Origin of the sequence: Pseudomonas sp. 8 R 14 (assembly GCF_900005955.1) — a bacterium.
GTDB classification, from domain to species: Bacteria; Pseudomonadota; Gammaproteobacteria; order Pseudomonadales; family Pseudomonadaceae; genus Aquipseudomonas; species Aquipseudomonas marginalis.
In genome coordinates, this window is record NZ_CVTH01000077.1 from 134,484 (window position 1) to 151,093 (window position 16,610).

Sequence of the window (16,610 nt, forward strand, 5' to 3'; positions counted from 1 at the left end):
ATTATAGAGCCGCGAGCCGATTCGGGGCACTGCTAAAAATCTGGTTACGAATGCCCAGGGTTTGGGCGCGCCCGCCCCACTGCGCTACAATCCCGCGCCTTCGCAGCCTGTCGGCTTCAATTTACCCATCAGCCCGCTTTCGCGGGACTGCATCGCGAGGTACCTCCATGGTGCACAGCATGACCGCCTTCGCCCGCGTCGAAAAAGCCGGCGCCCAAGGCACCCTGAGCTGGGAACTGCGCTCGGTCAACAGCCGCTACCTGGAGCCGCACCTGCGCCTGCCGGAATCCTTCCGCGACCTCGAAGGCGCCGTGCGTGAGGCACTGCGCCAGGGCATCTCCCGCGGCAAGCTGGAATGCACCCTGCGCTTTACCGAAGAAACCACCGGCAAGCCGCTGCAGGTAGACCGCGAGCGCGCTGCGCAACTGGTCGCCGCGGCCGAAACCGTCGCCGGCCTGATCAAGCAGCCCGCCGCACTGAACCCTCTGGAAGTACTGGCCTGGCCCGGTGTGCTGGTGGCCGACGCCTCCGATCCGCAAGCCCTCAACGCCGAAGCCCTCGCCCTGTTCACCCAGGGATTGAAGGAACTCAAGGCTGGCCGCGAGCGTGAAGGCGCCGAACTGGCCCGACTGATCAACGAGCGCCTGACGTCGATCGAAGCAGACGTGGTCACCTTGCGCGAGCTGGTACCGCAGATGCTCGCCACCCAACGCCAGAAGGTCCTCGACCGCTTCACCGACATGAAGGCCGACCTCGACCCCGTGCGCCTGGAGCAGGAAATGGTGCTGCTCGCGCAGAAGAGCGATGTCGCCGAAGAACTGGATCGCCTGAGCACCCACATCCTCGAAGTGCGCCGCGTGCTCAAGTCCGGTGGCGCCGCTGGTCGGCGCCTGGACTTCCTGATGCAGGAACTCAACCGCGAAGCCAATACACTGGGCTCCAAGGCTTTCGATCCGCGCAGCACCACGGCGGCGGTCAACCTCAAGGTGTTGATCGAGCAGATGCGCGAACAAGTACAGAATATTGAGTAAGGCAACCTCCATGACCCATAGCACCGGCACCCTGTACATCATTTCCGCCCCTTCGGGCGCGGGCAAGAGCAGCCTGGTCAAGGCCCTGACCGACGCTGACGAGCAGATTCGCATCTCGATCTCCCACACCACCCGCGCCATGCGTCCGGGCGAGGTGAACGGCGTGCACTATCACTTCGTCGAGCGCACCGAGTTCGTCAAGATGATCGAGCATGGCGACTTCCTCGAGCGCGCCGAGGTGTTCGGCAACCTCTACGGCACCTCGCAGAGCCACCTGCAGCAGACCCTGGACGAAGGCCACGACCTGATCCTGGAAATCGACTGGCAGGGCGCCGAGCAAGTGCGCCAGCTGATGCCCAAGGCACGCTCGATCTTTATCCTGCCGCCGTCGCTCGAAGCCTTGCACCAGCGCCTGACCAACCGTGGCCAGGACAGCGACGAGATCATCGAAGGCCGCATGCGGGAAGCTGTCAGCGAAATGAGCCACTATGTCGACTACGACTACCTGATCATTAACGACGATTTTTCCCACGCGCTGGATGACCTGAAGGCGATTTTCCGCGCCAATCAGCTCCAGCAAAAGCGTCAACAGCAGCGTTTCGGCAAATTACTCGCCGAACTGCTCGGCTGATTGGCCCTTCCCAAAACCGCTGCAAGGGCTTTACATTGGCGCTTGCAGCGGTTTTGCGAGAGCCTGCGAAAAATCAGCGCTTCCCTAAACGCTGGTGATTTTTTAAACTGCTCAGTCCGCTCGCCCAACCGGGCAGCGCGCATCTTGCATTCGCTCCGAGGAATATCATGGCCCGCGTAACCGTTGAAGACTGCCTAGACCACGTGGCAAACCGCTTTGAGCTGGTCATGCTCTCTACCAAGCGTGCCCGTCAACTGGCCACTGGCGGCAAAGAGCCCCTGGTCCAGTGGGAAAACGACAAGCCTACCGTTGTAGCCCTGCGTGAAATCGCTGAAGGCCTGATGAGCTACGAGTTCATCGCCAACGCTGAAATCGTTGAAGACGAACCGTTGTTTGCAGCGTTCGAGGACGAGTCCAACGAGGCCGTCTAAGCCTATGCCTGGTCGACGTAGCACGGCGCGGGGTCACAGCCTTCGGCAGGAGTTCACACTTTGCCGAGCATAGACGCCCTCGCCGATCGCTTATCGGCCTACCTCGGCCCCGACCAGGTCAACCTGGTCCGCCGAGCGTATTTCTACGCCGAACAGGCCCACGACGGGCAACGCCGCCGAAGCGGTGAGGCGTACGTCACCCATCCTCTTGCGGTGGCGAATATCCTGGCCGACATGCACATGGACCATCAGAGCCTGATGGCCGCAATGCTGCATGACGTGATCGAAGACACCGGCATTGCCAAGGAAGCGCTCAGTGCGCAATTTGGCGAAACCGTGGCCGAACTGGTCGACGGGGTCAGCAAACTGACCCAGATGAACTTCGAGACCAAGGCCGAAGCCCAGGCGGAAAACTTCCAGAAAATGGCCATGGCCATGGCCCGGGACATCCGGGTGATCCTGGTCAAGCTGGCCGACCGGCTGCACAACATGCGCACGCTGGAAGTGCTGTCCGGCGAAAAACGCCGGCGCATCGCCAAGGAAACCCTGGAAATCTACGCGCCCATTGCCAACCGGCTGGGTATGCACGCCATTCGTATCGAGTTCGAAGACCTCGGCTTCAAGGCCATGCACCCGATGCGTTCGGCGCGCATCTACCAGGCCGTCAAGCGCGCCCGGGGCAACCGCAAGGAAATCGTCAACAAGATCGAAGAATCCCTGAGCCATTGCCTGGCGATCGACGAGATCGAGGGCGAGGTCAGCGGCCGGCAGAAGCACATCTATGGCATCTACAAGAAGATGCGCGGCAAGCGCCGGGCCTTCAACGAGATCATGGACGTGTACGCGTTCCGCATCATCGTGGACAAGGTCGATACCTGCTACCGCGTCCTCGGTGCTGTACATAATTTGTACAAACCCCTGCCGGGGCGCTTCAAGGACTACATCGCCATTCCCAAGGCCAACGGCTATCAATCGCTGCATACCACACTGTTCGGTATGCACGGGGTGCCGATCGAGATCCAGATCCGTACCCGCGAAATGGAAGAGATGGCCAACAACGGCATCGCCGCCCATTGGCTGTACAAATCCAGCGGCGACGAGCAGCCCAAAGGCACCCATGCCCGCGCCCGCCAGTGGGTCAAGGGCGTGCTGGAAATGCAGCAACGTGCCGGCAACTCCCTGGAATTTATCGAAAGCGTGAAGATCGACCTGTTCCCGGACGAGGTCTACGTATTCACGCCCAAAGGCCGCATCATGGAGCTGCCCAAAGGCTCCACTGCGGTCGACTTTGCCTACGCGGTGCACACCGACGTCGGCAACAGCTGCATTGCCTGCCGGATCAACCGCCGTCTCGCGCCGCTGTCCGAACCGCTGCAAAGCGGCTCCACGGTCGAGATCGTCAGTGCACCCGGAGCCCGCCCGAATCCGGCGTGGCTCAACTTCGTGGTCACCGGCAAGGCCCGCACACACATCCGCCACGCGCTGAAACTGCAGCGCCGCTCCGAGTCCATCAGCCTGGGCGAACGCCTGCTGAACAAAGTGCTCAACGGCTTCGACAGCGCCTTGGACAAGATTGCGCAGGAGCGCGTGCAAGCGATGCTCCACGAGTACCGCCAGGAAACCATCGAAGACCTGCTGGAAGATATCGGCCTGGGCAACCGCATGGCCTACGTGGTCGCACGCCGCCTGCTGGGCGAAGGCGAACAGTTGCCAAGCCCCGAAGGCCCGCTGGCGATTCGCGGCACCGAGGGCCTGGTGCTCAGCTACGCCAAATGCTGCACGCCGATCCCTGGCGACCCGATTGTCGGCCACCTGTCGGCTGGCAAGGGCATGGTCGTTCACCTCGACAACTGCCGCAACATCACCGAGATCCGTCACAACCCGGAAAAATGCATCCAGCTCTCGTGGGCCAAGGATGTCACCGGCGAATTCAACGTCGAGCTGCGCGTGGAGCTGGAACACCAGCGCGGCCTGATCGCCCTGCTGGCCAGCAGCGTCAACGCGGCCGACGGCAATATCGAGAAAATCAGCATGGACGAGCGCGATGGTCGCATCAGCGTGGTCCAGCTGGTGGTCAGCGTGCATGACCGCGTGCACCTGGCCCGCGTGATCAAGAAACTGCGCGCCTTGACCGGTGTGATCCGCATCACCCGCATGCGTGCGTAGCCCATCCATTACAAGGAGTCATTCATGACCAAGACCGTTATCACCAGCGACAAGGCCCCAGCCGCCATCGGTACTTACTCCCAGGCCATCAAGGCGGGCAACACCGTCTACATGTCCGGCCAGATCCCGCTGGACCCAAAGACCATGGAACTGGTGGAAGGCTTCGAAGCCCAGACCGTACAGGTCTTCGAAAACCTAAAGTCCGTGGCCGAAGCTGCCGGCGGCTCGTTCAAGGACATCGTCAAGCTGAACATCTTCCTCACCGACCTGAGCCACTTCGCCAAGGTCAACGAGATCATGGGCAAGTACTTCGAACAACCTTACCCAGCCCGCGCCGCCATTGGTGTTGCCGCCCTGCCAAAGGGCGCACAGGTTGAGATGGACGCAATTCTGGTCATCGAGTAAAACACCCGGCGCAGCCTCCATAGGCTGCGCCGACTTCGTTTTAAAAGGATTTCATGATGCGCAAAGCGCTTGTAGCCTCTTCGTTGCTCGCCCTGTTGCTCGGCGGCTGCGCCAGCAACCCTGCCAACCAGGATGTGAGCGGCACCTGGATCAACCAGGTCGCCATCGATGCGGCAGCCAAGGGCGGCCCTTTGCGTGAAGCGCTGCAAAGCTATGGCCCGAACCTCGAATGGGAGGTCAACCCCAAGGCTTCGCAGGCACGTTACTACAACGGTTTTGAAGTCGCGGAAGGCAAGTTGCTCGGCGAACAGTCCGGCGCCTGGAGCGTCGACTTCTACGGCAGCTCCGCCACTGAACTCAAGCGCAAAGGCAGGCAACTGCTGCAAGTGGCCAACGACAACGAGCCCGAGCAGCTCTTTGCCCGCGCCAAGGAACCTGCACCGGAAGGTGCGCCGCTGGGTGCCAACTTCGAACGCGCCCTGTACGCAGCCTATATGGGCGGCGACTGGAAGATCACCGACGGCTTCGGCAACGGTGCCACTGTCCAGTTCCAGCCTGACGGCAAGGTCGCCGGTTTGCCCAATGTTGATCGGTACTCTCTGTGCCTGGCCGGTGACTGTGCCTCCATGAGCGGCGGCTACGACAGCATGTGGCTGCAGCTCAACGGCGTGGGTAACCCGTGGATCTTCGTGCGCAAGGGCAAGCAGTTGGAGATCTTCCAGGCGGTCAACACCGCTCAAGCGGATGAAGTGCCTCAGTTCACTCCCGGGCCGCGCCAATGGCTGCTTGAAAAACAATAGCAGTCATCACCCAGCTCCAAATGTGGGAGAGGGGCTTACCCCCTCCCACATCTTTAACCGCATTTCAGCCTTTAAGAATGGCTGCGTACCCTTCGCGGTAGCTCGCATACGTGGGCGTCCACCCCAGCGCCTTTATCCGGGCATTGCTGCATTGCTTGCTGCCCGCACGCCGCACACTCGCGTCCTCGGACCACTCAGTGACGCCCAGGTAGTCACGCAGCCAGGCCACCACCTCGGCCAAGGGCGCCGGTGCATCGTCGACGCCGATATAGACCTTATCCAGCGAACCGCCCTGCTCCACGTGGCGTAGCAAAAATGCCAGCAAGCCCGCCGCATCATCGGCGTGTATACGGTTGCCGTATAAAGGCGGATCAAGCGCTACACGGTACCCCTGGCGCACCTGGGTCAGCAGCCATTCGCGACCAGGACCGTAAATGCCGGTCAACCGCACGACGCTCGCAGGAATGCCACTGTTAAGTGCCACCTGCTCGGCCTCCAGCATGACTTGCCCGGAATAACCCTTGGCCTGGGTTTCGGAGGTTTCGTCGACCCACTCGCCATTCTGCTGCCCGTATACGCTGCTGCTGGACACAAACAGCAGGTGCCTGGGCTCCTGGCCATAATCCTTCAGCCACTCCAGCACATGCTGCAACCCTTGCACGTAAGCGGCGCGATAACCGGCCTCATCGTGGTCGGTGGCGGCGGCGCAGTACACCAGGTAATCCACCCCGCCGATCGGCCAGGTGTCAGGGCAATCCTTGTTGAACAGGTCGCCGGCAATGCCGATCACCCCGTCGGGCAGGCGTGAAATATCGCGCCGCAGGCCATGAACCTCCCATTCCGAGGCCAGCAATTGGCTAGCCAGCCGACTACCCACATCGCCACATCCGGCAATCACAACCGAAGGCACAGACATCATAAAACTCCGTTCTTAAAGGTCTAGATTAGCCCTCGCAGCAGACCGGCGGCCAGAAAAAGGGCAAATAAAGTTACTGTATTACTTCTGTTAACAAGAATTACTTGCAATAATAACCGCCCATTTGTCCTCGACCCCTTTGGGTCTGGAAGGACGATCAGTCATTTTCTTCTCTCAGGTCCGGCCAGCATGACACGTAATACAACCCCCGCTTCGCCAACCAAGCTTCACAGCCCATCCCGCGCCTGGCGTGCGATTGCTGCGATGCTGTTCAGCGTACTGCTGGCGCCGACCGCCGCATTCGCTGATGCCACCGCCCCGGCTACCCCGGCCGCCGCCGAGCACAATGCTGCGGCTCCAACCGCACCCGCTGCGGCCACCGACCCGGCCCAGGCTGCAGTCCCAGCCGCCGCCGACGAAACCGGTGTCGTGCTGGAAGAAGACAACACCCTGGGCATGGCCCACGACCTGTCGCCATGGGGCATGTACCAGAATGCTGACGTGGTGGTGAAAGCCGTGATGATCGGCCTGGCCATCGCGTCGATCATTACCTGGACCATCTGGATCGCCAAAGGCTTCGAGCTGCTGGGTGCCAAGCGCCGTCTGCGCACTGAAATCGTCCACCTGAAGAAGGCCACCACCCTCAAGGAAGCCAGCGAAAGCGCGACCAAGAAAGGCACCCTGGCCAACACCCTGGTGCACGACGCACTGGAAGAAATGCGCCTGTCGGCCAACACCCGTGAAAAAGAAGGCATCAAGGAGCGCGTGGCGTTCCGCCTGGAACGCCTGGTTGCAGCCTGCGGCCGTAACATGAGCAGCGGCACCGGCGTGCTCGCGACCATCGGCTCCACCGCGCCGTTCGTCGGCCTGTTCGGTACCGTCTGGGGCATCATGAACAGCTTCATCGGCATCGCCAAAACCCAGACCACCAACCTCGCCGTCGTCGCCCCCGGCATCGCCGAAGCCCTGCTGGCAACCGCCCTGGGCCTGGTCGCCGCGATTCCTGCGGTAGTGATCTACAACGTCTTCGCCCGTTCGATTGCCGGCTACAAGGCCCAGGTATCGGACGCGTCGGCAGAAGTCCTGCTGCTGGTCAGCCGCGACCTCGATCACCTGCCTACCGAGCGCAGCTCGCAACCGCACATGGTGAAAGTGGGGTAATCGGCCATGGGCCTGCATTTGAATCAAGGCGACGACGAACTCGTCGAGAACCACGAAATCAACGTCACGCCGTTTATCGACGTGATGCTCGTGCTGCTGATCATCTTCATGGTGGCCGCTCCATTGGCCACCGTGGACATCAAGGTTGACCTGCCCGCCTCCAGCGCCAAGCCTGCGCCGCGGCCGGAGAAACCGATCTTCCTCAGCGTCAAGGCGGACCAACGCCTGTTCCTGGGCGAAGAAGAGGTCAAGACCGAAACCCTGGGGCCGGTGCTCGATGCCAAGACCCAAGGCAAGAAGGACACGACGATCTTCTTCCAGGCCGACAAGGGCGTGGACTACGGCGACCTGATGAGCGTGATGGATGCCCTGCGGGCAGCCGGCTACCTCAAGGTAGGCCTGGTCGGACTTGAGACGGCAGCCAAGAAATGATCACGACGCGCCACAAACTGACGCGTTATGGCACCAGCCTCGCCGTCGTGCTGGGCGTGCATGCCGTCGCGATTGCCATCGCGCTCCACTGGTCAGCGCCGCGCACGGTGCAGTTGCCGCCGGCAGCCATGGTCATCGACCTGGCCCCGATGCCTGCACCGCCGCCTCCGGCGCCGCCGAAAGTGGTAACGCCGCCGCAACCGCCTGCACCGGTGGAAGAGCTGCCCCTGCCGAAACTGGCCGAGGCGCCCAAGCCAACGATCCAGGTGCCCAAGCCGGTCAAGCCCAAGCCTAAACCGCAGCTGCCCAAGCCGGTGGAGAAAAAGATCGAGCCGCCCAAGGAGAAACCCTCCGAGGACCCGCCGAGCGACGCTCCGCCCACCAAGGCACCGGCTGAAAAATCGGCCCAGCCCGTACCTGGCCCGTCGCCGCAACAGATCGCCGCCAAAGCGTCCTGGGAAGGCACCCTGCTGGCACACTTGCAGAAGTACAAGAAGTACCCGCCAGGTGCCCAGGCCCGCGGCAAGGAAGGCCTGAACCGCCTGAAGTTCGTGGTGGATGGCGACGGTAACGTGCTGTCCTACGAGTTGGTGGGGCGTTCCGGCAACGCCGACCTGGACCGCGCCACCCTGGACATGATCCGTCGTGCCCAGCCGCTGCCCAAGCCGCCAGCCGATATGCTCAAGGGCGGCAGCATCGAGATCGTTGCACCGTTCGTGTACAACATCGAGAAGCGTCGTCGCTGAAAATGATGATGGCGAGGGACACCCCTCGCCACTCTCAGCAAAATCCCGCGCATTCCCCGCTCAATCCCCAGCAAAGTTCTGATAACGTGCGTCTATCGATTGCAGCCGGTATGCTTGGCCCGCAACCTCATGGACGCCCGCTATGACTCTTACAGAATTACGCTACATCGTTACCCTCGCCCAAGAGCAACACTTTGGCCACGCGGCCGAGCGTTGCCACGTCAGCCAGCCGACGCTGTCGGTGGGCGTGAAGAAGCTTGAAGACGAACTCGGTGTGCTGATTTTCGAGCGCAGCAAAAGCGCCGTGCGCCTCACCCCGGTGGGCGAAGGCATCGTGGCCCAGGCCCAGAAGGTGCTGGAACAGGCGCAAAGCATTCGCGAACTGGCCCAGGCCGGCAAGAACCAGCTGACCGCACCGCTGAAAGTCGGCGCCATCTATACCGTCGGCCCGTACCTGTTCCCGCACCTGATCCCGCAACTGCACCGCGTCGCGCCGCAGATGCCGCTGTATATCGAAGAAAACTTTACCCACGTGCTGCGCGACAAACTGCGCAACGGCGAGCTGGACGCGATCATCATCGCGCTGCCGTTCAACGAAGCGGATGTGTTGACCCTGCCGCTCTACGACGAGCCGTTCTACGTGCTGATGCCCGCCTCCCATCCGTGGACGCAAAAAGACACCATCGACGCCGGCCTGCTCAACGACAAGAGCCTGCTGCTGCTCGGCGAAGGCCACTGCTTCCGCGACCAGGTGCTGGAAGCCTGCCCGACCCTGACCAAAGGCAACGACGGCGCCAAGCACACCACTGTGGAATCCAGCTCCCTGGAAACCATCCGGCATATGGTCGCGTCCGGCCTGGGCATCTCGATCCTGCCGCTGTCGGCAGTGGACAGCCATCACTACGCCCCCGGCGTGATCGAAGTGCGCCCACTCACGCCACCGGTGCCGTTCCGTACCGTGGCGATTGCCTGGCGCGCCAGCTTCCCACGGCCCAAAGCCATTGAGATCCTCGCCGACTCGATCCGCCTGTGTTCGGTGGCCAAGCCGCCTGCTGCGAGCTAAGTAAACGTATGACTGAGCTGTCGCAGGTGTCGGTGACGGCACTCAAGGGTGTCGGCGAGGCCATGGCCGAGAAGCTGGCCAAGGTCGGCCTGGAAAACCTCCAGGACGTGCTGTTCCACCTGCCCCTGCGCTATCAGGATCGCACTCGCGTGGTGCCCATCGGCCAACTGCGTCCTGGGCAGGATGCGGTGGTCGAAGGCACCGTCAGCGGTGCCGACGTGGTGATGGGCAAGCGCCGCAGTCTGGTGGTGCGCCTGCAGGATGGCACCGGCGGCCTGAGCCTGCGCTTCTACCATTTCAGTAACGCACAGAAAGAAGGCCTCAAGCGCGGCACCCGCGTGCGCTGCTACGGCGAAGCGCGCCCCGGCGCCTCCGGCCTGGAGATCTACCACCCGGAATACCGCGCCATTACCGGTGACGAACCGCCGCCGGTGGACACCACCCTCACGCCGATCTACCCGCTCACCGAAGGCCTGACCCAACAGCGCCTGCGCCAATTGTGCATGCAGACCCTGAGCATGCTTGGCCCGCAGAGCCTGCCCGACTGGCTGCCCCTGGAACTGGCCCGCGACTACCAACTGGCGCCACTGGCCGATGCGATCCGCTACCTGCATCACCCCCCTGCGGACGCCGATGTCGACGAACTGGCCCTCGGTCATCACTGGGCCCAGCACCGCCTGGCGTTCGAAGAACTGCTGACTCACCAACTGTCCCAGCAACGCCTGCGCGAAAGCATGCGCTCCCTGCGTGCGCCGGCCATGCCCAAGGCCACGCGCTTGCCTGCGCAATACCTGGCCAACCTCGGCTTTGCGCCGACCGGCGCCCAGCAGCGCGTGGGCAATGAAATCGCCTACGACCTCAGCCAGCACGAGCCGATGCTGCGCCTGATCCAGGGCGACGTGGGCGCGGGCAAGACCGTGGTCGCCGCCCTCGCCGCCCTGCAAGCCCTGGAAGCCGGTTACCAGGTGGCGCTGATGGCGCCCACCGAGATCCTCGCCGAGCAGCACTTCATCACGTTCAAGCGCTGGCTCGAGCCCCTGGGCCTGGAAGTCGCGTGGCTGGCCGGCAAGCTCAAGGGCAAGACGCGCGCGGCCGCGCTGGAACAGATCGCCGGCGGCGCACCGATGGTGGTGGGTACCCATGCGCTGTTCCAGGACGAAGTGCAGTTCAAGAACCTGGCCCTGGTGATCATCGACGAACAGCACCGCTTCGGCGTGCAACAGCGCCTGGCCCTGCGCCAGAAAGGCGTGGGCGGGCGCATGAACCCGCACCAGTTGATCATGACCGCCACCCCGATCCCGCGCACCCTGGCCATGAGCGCCTACGCCGACCTCGACACTTCGATCCTCGACGAACTGCCCCCCGGCCGCACACCGGTCAACACCGTGCTGGTCACCGACACCCGGCGCGTCGAAGTGATCGAACGTGTGCGCGGCGCCTGTGCCGAAGGCCGCCAGGCGTACTGGGTGTGCACACTGATCGAAGAGTCCGAGGAGCTGACCTGCCAGGCCGCCGAGACCACCTATGAAGACCTCACCAGCGCCTTGGGCGAACTCAAGGTCGGGCTGATCCACGGGCGCATGAAGCCCGCGGAAAAGGCGGCGGTGATGGCCGAATTCAAGGCCGGCAACCTGCAACTGCTGGTCGCTACTACCGTGATTGAAGTGGGCGTGGACGTGCCCAACGCCAGCCTGATGATCATCGAGAACCCCGAGCGCCTGGGCCTGGCGCAATTGCACCAACTGCGCGGCCGCGTCGGCCGGGGCAGCGCCGCCAGCCACTGCGTGCTGCTCTACCACCCTCCGTTGTCGCAGATCGGCCGCCAGCGCCTGGGCATCATGCGCGAGACCAACGACGGTTTTGTCATCGCCGAGAAAGACCTCGAACTGCGCGGCCCCGGCGAAATGCTCGGCACCCGCCAGACCGGCCTGCTGCAGTTCAAGGTCGCCGACCTGATGCGCGACGCCGACCTGTTGCCTGCCGTACGCGATGCAGCGCAGGCGTTGCTGGAGCGCTGGCCGGATCACGTCAGCCCGCTGCTGGATCGCTGGCTGCGCCATGGGCAGCAATACGGCCAAGTGTGACGCCTGACGCACTTATCCGACCTACAGGTGTATCAAGCTGGTTATACTTCGGTGACTGTAAGAAATTGGATCAGGCCATGTCAGAAGTTGCCCACGCCACAGCCCCACTGACCGCCCCACCGGTCATTCGGGCTTTGCTCGCAAAACTCGCCATCAGCTACACGGAAGTCACCGAACATCCGGGCCTGAATCCTGCGCAAAAAGTCCAGGCCGTCTTGCTGGAAGACGCGGTGGGCGCCCTGATGGTGCTGTTCCCGCAGAACCAGCTGCTGGACCTCAACCGCCTTACCGAACTCACGGGTCGCCGCCTTACGGCCGTGTCGCCGGACCGCGTCGCGCGCATGCTGGGCAAGCACGACCTGAGCCTGCTGCCGGGCCTGCCGGCACTCACCAGTTCGCCGTGCCTGTACGAAGGCAGCCTGCTCGACGAGCCGAGCCTGCTAGTGCATTCGGGCGAAGCCGGGCTGCTGCTGGAAATCGCCAGCGACGCGTTCAAGACCATGCTCACCAAGGCCAGCGCGGCCCAGTTCGGTGAACCGCTGAGCAACATCCGCCCGAACCTCGACCGCCCCAATGATGACCGTGAGGAAATCACCCAGGCGATGCAGGCGTTTACCGCCCGTCGCATCCAGCAACGCCTGGAAGCGACCATCGAGATTCCACCGCTGGCCGACACCGCCCAGAAGATCATCAAGCTGCGCGTCGACCCCAATGCCACCATCGACGACATCACCGGCGTGGTCGAAACCGACCCGGCACTGGCCGCCCAAGTGGTGAGCTGGGCCGCATCGCCGTACTACGCATCGCCGGGCAAGATCCGCTCGGTGGAAGACGCCATCGTGCGCGTGCTGGGTTTTGACCTGGTGATCAACCTCGCCTTGGGCCTGGCCCTGGGCAAGACCTTGAGCCTGCCCAAGGACCACCCGCACCAGGCCACACCGTACTGGCACCAGTCCATCTACACCGCCGCCGTGATCGAAGGCCTGACCCGCGCCATGCCCCGTGCTCAGCGCCCGGAAGCCGGCCTGACCTACCTCGCCGGCCTGCTGCACAACTTCGGCTACCTGTTGCTGGCCCATGTGTTCCCGCCGCACTTCTCGCTGATCTGCCGCCACCTGGAGGTCAACCCGCACCTGTGCCACAGCTATGTGGAGCAACACCTGCTGGGCATCAGCCGCGAGCAGATCGGCGCCTGGCTGATGCGCTACTGGGACATGCCGGACGAGCTGTCCACTGCCCTGCGCTTCCAGCACGACCCGACCTACGATGGGCAATACGCCGAATACCCGAACCTGGTGTGCCTGGCCGTGCGCCTGCTGCGCAGCCGGGGGATTGGGTCCGGGCCGGACGAGACCATCCCGGACGAACTGCTTGAGCGTTTGGGCTTGAGCCGTGACAAAGCGGATGAAGTCGTGGCCAAGGTGCTGGATGCCGAGGTGCTGCTGCGCGAATTGGCCTCGCAGTTCAGCCAGGCTTAACAGCAGTTGCAAGCTTCAAGTAGTCAGCTTCAAGCTTGCAGCTTGTGGCTCATCGCTTGGAGCTGCACTTACGCCCCAAATACTTGGTCAACCCCTGGAACCAGATCACCAGCGCCGGGTTGCCCTTGATCTGGATCGACTTGTCCTGAATCCCCGTCATGAACGCCAGTTGCTTGTTCTTCGCCTGCATCGTGGCGAAGCCGTAGGCGGCATCCTTGAACGCGATGGCGAACGCCGGCTCCGGGTGAACGCCCGAGCGGCTGGTGATGCGTTGGTCTTTGACGATGAAGTGACGGGCAACCTTCCCGTCGAGGGTCTGCAACTGGAACGCGAGGTCTTTGTCACCCAGCTGTTGCTGGAAGGCAGGATTGGTGCGGCTGGCTTTGCCCATCATCAGGCCCAGCACCCACAGGAGAAGACGAAATTTCATGCACACGGCCTCGGTGTAATTATTGAGTGGCCGCAGCAGTTTAACCAATTGCAAAAAGAACGCTACCGATCTTGCGCATTAGCGGAAGATCGGCTGGCGTTTGACGCTTATAGCAGCATGTTACTTAAACGTTAGGGCAAGGCACCGGTGCCCAGTCGACCAGGTTAGGATCGCGGCAAGTGCCTTCGATCTGCGCTTTACCGGCGCTGGCGACCTTCTTGCTTTCATCCTGCTTGGTCTGGGCGGTCTGGAAGGTTTTCTCGGTGCTCACGGCTTCTGTTGGTACGGTTGGAAGCGGTGGCTTTTTCGGTGGCTTGGTGCCGGTACCTTTCTTCTTGCCCGGCGTCACAACGGGCGTTACATCGGCCTTGGCCACGGTGACCACGTCGGCACGCTGTACGCCGACCTGCTGCAGGTCTTTCTCGTAGGCCTGGGTGTAGTTGTTCAGGTCTTCGGCGGCTTTGCCGTTGACCGCCACGATCAGGTCATTGGATTCCTTCAGGCCCGAGACGATTTCCGCCAGGCGCTTGCGGCCTTCGGTGTCGTTGACGGTCTTGGCTTTGCGATCAGCCACCAACTTGGTGAATGCGCTCTGGTAGCACTGCTGGGACGCCCTGGCGTACGCGGTACTGCGGTCGATGTCGGAGGCGCTTTTGTTCACGTCAGCCGCATACGAGGCAATGCGCTGGTTGTCGTCGGCGATCTGCTTCTGACGCTCGGTGTAGTACCCCGCTGCGCCGCCGGCCAGGGCCCCGCCCGCTGCGCCGATGGCGGCGTTACGGCCACGTTTTTCCTTGTCGCCGGTCAGGGCGCCGAGCAGGGCACCGCCGGCCGCGCCGATGGCCGCACCGGTCACCACCGACTTGGTCATGTTCGAATCGGTGGCGCGCAAGTGCTGCACCGGCTCGTAGCAGTTGGGGTAGTACTCGACCTTGGTGCTCGACGCGACCTTGGAGGCCGGCGACGTGGCGCAGCCGGTCAGCACAGTGCTGAAACCGGCCGCGATCAGCAGCAAGTGACGCTTGGAAACCGCCTTACGGGAAAAAAGCATAGGTTGTGTTCTCTTCTAAGTTTGACTTGCCCAGTGCGGCCACTGCCGCCTGAGTCCCTTCCAAGCTCGCCATACAGCCAGCGATCAGCGCTGACCGCTCGCTGCGAGCAATTCCTTCAAGATCGTCGCCGGGTCGGCCCGCTGTTGCTTGCGGTAGTTGCCGACATGGCGAACGAACAGTGTTGCGCGCGTCACCAGGCTCTTGCCGAGCACGGGCTTGCGATCCAACTCTTCCTTGATCCGTTGAAACTGCGCCTGGATCACCGCATCGGTGTAACGCGTGCCGGTGGCCAGGTTGTCGATATAGATCGCCACCGCGCCATCGAGGGCGCTGCGTCCGTTCTCGATAGCCGTGGCAAACAGTGCCGCGCTGGCCTCTTCCTTGTTGTCCAGGGCCTGCTGGCGACTCTTCTGCAGGTTGGCCAGGCGGATGTTGTAGTTGCTGATGGTCTCGGCCACCAGCGCGGCCGACTGAATCAGGTTGCCCGCCGCTTCTTCGCGTTGCTGGGCGATCAGCGAGACATTGCGCTTGAGTTCTTCATTGACCAGCCCCAACTCGGCCTGCAGCTTGGGGTCGACGCTGGCGGCGATGATGCTGTCCAGGCGCTTGGTCGGGTCCTGGGCGTCGTCGATGGCGTCGGTCAGCGAGGCCAGGCGGCCTTCTTTCTGCCACTGCGCAAACAACTCCTTGTAACGCGAGCGCGGCGCCGACAACGCCCCGATTGCCACGCGGAATCCCGTGGTCTCGTTGCTTTGCTCGGTGCCGTCGGCGGCGAACAGCGGGTATTCGCGGCGCATGCCGGTAAACAGCGTGCCCTCGCCTTCGAGGTAGTTGCCGCCCTTGACCACAAAGCCGCCGTAGGTGCCCTGGCGACGACCGGCGTGCACCAGCTGGAAGGACTCCTGGACCATTTCCGCGGCGTTGCCGATCACGTCGAACATGCCGATGGGGTTGGGCAGCTTGGTACCGATAGGCATCAAGCGTGCGGCCTGGCCAGTACCGCCGGCGACCTGGTTGAACACCGCGTAATCACCCAGCGGGCCATCGCTTTCACTGCCTTCGGTGCGGCGTGGAAACAGGCGCCCTTCCAAGTCCTGGCGACTCACCGCCTGGCCACCGCGTGCGGCGAACTCCCACTCCACTTCAGTGGGCAGGCGCACGAAACCCAGGCCGCCGTCTTCCGCCGACGACCCACGACCGCTCACCGGCAGCAAATCGCGGTGGTATTTCATCAGCCAGGCGCTGTACACCGCCGAGAAGCGCTCAGCCTCAAAGCGCGACAGCTTCACCTTGGGCAAACGCCCGGCCATGCCGGTGGGCGCATCGCACGCCGGTGCCGGTTCGCCACTGGCCAGGGATTGCGCCTGGGCCATCACCTGGGCGTACTGGCGGGCGGTCACTTCGTACTTGCCGATGAAGTACAGCATGGGCTTGAGCGGGGTCTTGGCGTCGGTCTTCGGCATCAACGGAGCAATGACTTTGCTCCAGTCTTTCGGCAAGTCCTTGAGGGTGAACTGGCCGTTGATAAAGTCGCGGCGGTAGCCGGAGATAAATGACTGCTGGTAACCCGCCTCGCCTTCGGCGAAGGGGTAGCCGAGACTGATCTCGCGGTCATCCAAGGTCCCTTGGGCCAGCACGTAGGCGTAGCGGAACACCATAGTGCCTTCGCACGGCAGCGGGAGGCTGACGTCGTCGGGCAACGGCTTGGGGTTGTCGAGCTTGTCGCTCGCTTCATCGGCCATGGCCAGCGAGGCCAGGCTCAGCGCCACAACGGCGCCCAGTAA

At 62.9% G+C, this 16,610-nt stretch carries 16 protein-coding genes; 12 read left to right on the forward strand and 4 right to left on the reverse strand.

The features are described 5' to 3' along the window. The first annotated feature begins 167 nt into the window (after nt 1-167). The 6 genes from BFQ01_RS20820 (at nt 168) to BFQ01_RS20845 (ending at nt 5,464) form a co-directional block, all read left to right on the forward strand. The gene (locus BFQ01_RS20820; RefSeq protein WP_065926714.1) at nt 168-1,031 is read left to right on the forward strand and encodes a YicC/YloC family endoribonuclease; all 864 of its coding nucleotides are present in this window, start codon (nt 168-170) and stop codon (nt 1,029-1,031) included. 10 nt (nt 1,032-1,041) lie between these two features. Next, on the forward strand, nt 1,042-1,662 hold the full coding sequence (gene gmk / locus BFQ01_RS20825; protein ID WP_027608284.1) for a guanylate kinase: 621 nt from the start codon (nt 1,042-1,044) through the stop codon (nt 1,660-1,662). A 167-nt stretch (nt 1,663-1,829) separates the two neighbouring features. Further along, nucleotides 1,830-2,093 (forward strand): DNA-directed RNA polymerase subunit omega, encoded by a 264-nt coding sequence (rpoZ, locus tag BFQ01_RS20830; RefSeq protein WP_017735757.1) that lies wholly within the window; start codon nt 1,830-1,832, stop codon nt 2,091-2,093. Nucleotides 2,094-2,153: 60 nt separating this feature from the next. Then, on the forward strand, nt 2,154-4,259 hold the full coding sequence (spoT, locus tag BFQ01_RS20835) for a bifunctional GTP diphosphokinase/guanosine-3',5'-bis pyrophosphate 3'-pyrophosphohydrolase (protein WP_005792489.1): 2,106 nt from the start codon (nt 2,154-2,156) through the stop codon (nt 4,257-4,259). 24 nt (nt 4,260-4,283) lie between these two features. After that, nucleotides 4,284-4,664 (forward strand): RidA family protein, encoded by a 381-nt coding sequence (locus BFQ01_RS20840; protein WP_003176922.1) that lies wholly within the window; start codon nt 4,284-4,286, stop codon nt 4,662-4,664. A gap of 56 nt (nt 4,665-4,720) precedes the next feature. Then, a complete protein-coding gene (locus BFQ01_RS20845; protein ID WP_065926715.1) occupies nt 4,721-5,464 on the forward strand; it encodes a hypothetical protein in 744 nt (247 codons plus the stop codon). A gap of 64 nt (nt 5,465-5,528) precedes the next feature. Here the strand turns inward: BFQ01_RS20845 and BFQ01_RS20850 are convergent, their stop codons facing one another. After that, the gene (locus BFQ01_RS20850; RefSeq protein WP_065926716.1) at nt 5,529-6,380 is read right to left on the reverse strand and encodes an SDR family oxidoreductase; all 852 of its coding nucleotides are present in this window, start codon (nt 6,378-6,380) and stop codon (nt 5,529-5,531) included. Between the two features lie 189 nt (nt 6,381-6,569). On the opposite strand from BFQ01_RS20850, the gene exbB reads away from it, so the two are divergent. The 6 genes from exbB (at nt 6,570) to BFQ01_RS20880 (ending at nt 13,344) form a co-directional block, all read left to right on the forward strand. Beyond that, on the forward strand, nt 6,570-7,541 hold the full coding sequence (exbB, locus tag BFQ01_RS20855; protein WP_065926717.1) for a tonB-system energizer ExbB: 972 nt from the start codon (nt 6,570-6,572) through the stop codon (nt 7,539-7,541). Nucleotides 7,542-7,547: 6 nt separating this feature from the next. After that, complete coding sequence (gene exbD / locus BFQ01_RS20860) at nt 7,548-7,973, forward strand: TonB system transport protein ExbD (RefSeq protein ID WP_017526806.1); 426 nt, start codon at nt 7,548-7,550, stop codon at nt 7,971-7,973. After that, entirely contained in the window at nt 7,970-8,719 is a 750-nt protein-coding gene (locus BFQ01_RS20865; RefSeq protein ID WP_065926718.1) for a TonB family protein, read from the forward strand. The genes exbD and BFQ01_RS20865 overlap by 4 nt, the downstream gene beginning before the upstream one ends. Nucleotides 8,720-8,861: 142 nt before the next feature. After that, entirely contained in the window at nt 8,862-9,782 is a 921-nt protein-coding gene (locus BFQ01_RS20870) for a hydrogen peroxide-inducible genes activator (RefSeq protein ID WP_015886540.1), read from the forward strand. A gap of 8 nt (nt 9,783-9,790) precedes the next feature. After that, nucleotides 9,791-11,866 carry an ATP-dependent DNA helicase RecG gene (gene recG, locus BFQ01_RS20875; protein ID WP_065926719.1) on the forward strand — a complete coding sequence of 692 codons (2,076 nt, stop codon included), beginning with the start codon at nt 9,791-9,793 and terminating at the stop codon, nt 11,864-11,866. A gap of 77 nt (nt 11,867-11,943) precedes the next feature. Further along, entirely contained in the window at nt 11,944-13,344 is a 1,401-nt protein-coding gene (locus tag BFQ01_RS20880) for an aminoacyl-tRNA deacylase and HDOD domain-containing protein (protein ID WP_065926720.1), read from the forward strand. Nucleotides 13,345-13,393: 49 nt separating this feature from the next. Here BFQ01_RS20880 and BFQ01_RS20885 read toward each other — a convergent pair whose 3' ends face one another. The 3 genes from BFQ01_RS20885 to BFQ01_RS20895 form a co-directional block, all read right to left on the reverse strand. Beyond that, the gene (locus tag BFQ01_RS20885) at nt 13,394-13,774 is read right to left on the reverse strand and encodes a helicase (protein ID WP_065926883.1); all 381 of its coding nucleotides are present in this window, start codon (nt 13,772-13,774) and stop codon (nt 13,394-13,396) included. Between the two features lie 124 nt (nt 13,775-13,898). Then, nucleotides 13,899-14,825: a type VI secretion system-associated lipoprotein TagQ gene (tagQ, locus tag BFQ01_RS20890; protein ID WP_027608277.1), complete on the reverse strand. Its 927-nt coding sequence runs from the start codon at nt 14,823-14,825 to the stop codon at nt 13,899-13,901. Nucleotides 14,826-14,909: 84 nt separating this feature from the next. Continuing rightward, on the reverse strand, nt 14,910-16,568 hold the full coding sequence (locus BFQ01_RS20895) for a formylglycine-generating enzyme family protein (protein ID WP_242001056.1): 1,659 nt from the start codon (nt 16,566-16,568) through the stop codon (nt 14,910-14,912). Between the last annotated feature and the right edge of the window lie 42 nt (nt 16,569-16,610).

Coding starts and splice junctions, on each gene's coding strand:
- BFQ01_RS20845 (WP_065926715.1), top strand. CDS start 4,721: ATGCGCAAAGCGCTTGTAGCCTCTTCGTTGCTCGCCCTGTTGCTCGGC.
- BFQ01_RS20880 (WP_065926720.1), top strand. CDS start 11,944: ATGTCAGAAGTTGCCCACGCCACAGCCCCACTGACCGCCCCACCGGTC.
- BFQ01_RS20865 (WP_065926718.1), top strand. CDS start 7,970: ATGATCACGACGCGCCACAAACTGACGCGTTATGGCACCAGCCTCGCC.
- BFQ01_RS20870 (WP_015886540.1), top strand. CDS start 8,862: ATGACTCTTACAGAATTACGCTACATCGTTACCCTCGCCCAAGAGCAA.
- BFQ01_RS20840 (WP_003176922.1), top strand. CDS start 4,284: ATGACCAAGACCGTTATCACCAGCGACAAGGCCCCAGCCGCCATCGGT.
- tagQ (WP_027608277.1), bottom strand. CDS start 14,825: ATGCTTTTTTCCCGTAAGGCGGTTTCCAAGCGTCACTTGCTGCTGATC.
- rpoZ (WP_017735757.1), top strand. CDS start 1,830: ATGGCCCGCGTAACCGTTGAAGACTGCCTAGACCACGTGGCAAACCGC.
- exbB (WP_065926717.1), top strand. CDS start 6,570: ATGACACGTAATACAACCCCCGCTTCGCCAACCAAGCTTCACAGCCCA.
- recG (WP_065926719.1), top strand. CDS start 9,791: ATGACTGAGCTGTCGCAGGTGTCGGTGACGGCACTCAAGGGTGTCGGC.
- BFQ01_RS20820 (WP_065926714.1), top strand. CDS start 168: ATGGTGCACAGCATGACCGCCTTCGCCCGCGTCGAAAAAGCCGGCGCC.
- BFQ01_RS20850 (WP_065926716.1), bottom strand. CDS start 6,380: ATGTCTGTGCCTTCGGTTGTGATTGCCGGATGTGGCGATGTGGGTAGT.
- BFQ01_RS20885 (WP_065926883.1), bottom strand. CDS start 13,774: ATGAAATTTCGTCTTCTCCTGTGGGTGCTGGGCCTGATGATGGGCAAA.
- exbD (WP_017526806.1), top strand. CDS start 7,548: ATGGGCCTGCATTTGAATCAAGGCGACGACGAACTCGTCGAGAACCAC.
- BFQ01_RS20895 (WP_242001056.1), bottom strand. CDS start 16,568: ATGGCCGATGAAGCGAGCGACAAGCTCGACAACCCCAAGCCGTTGCCC.
- gmk (WP_027608284.1), top strand. CDS start 1,042: ATGACCCATAGCACCGGCACCCTGTACATCATTTCCGCCCCTTCGGGC.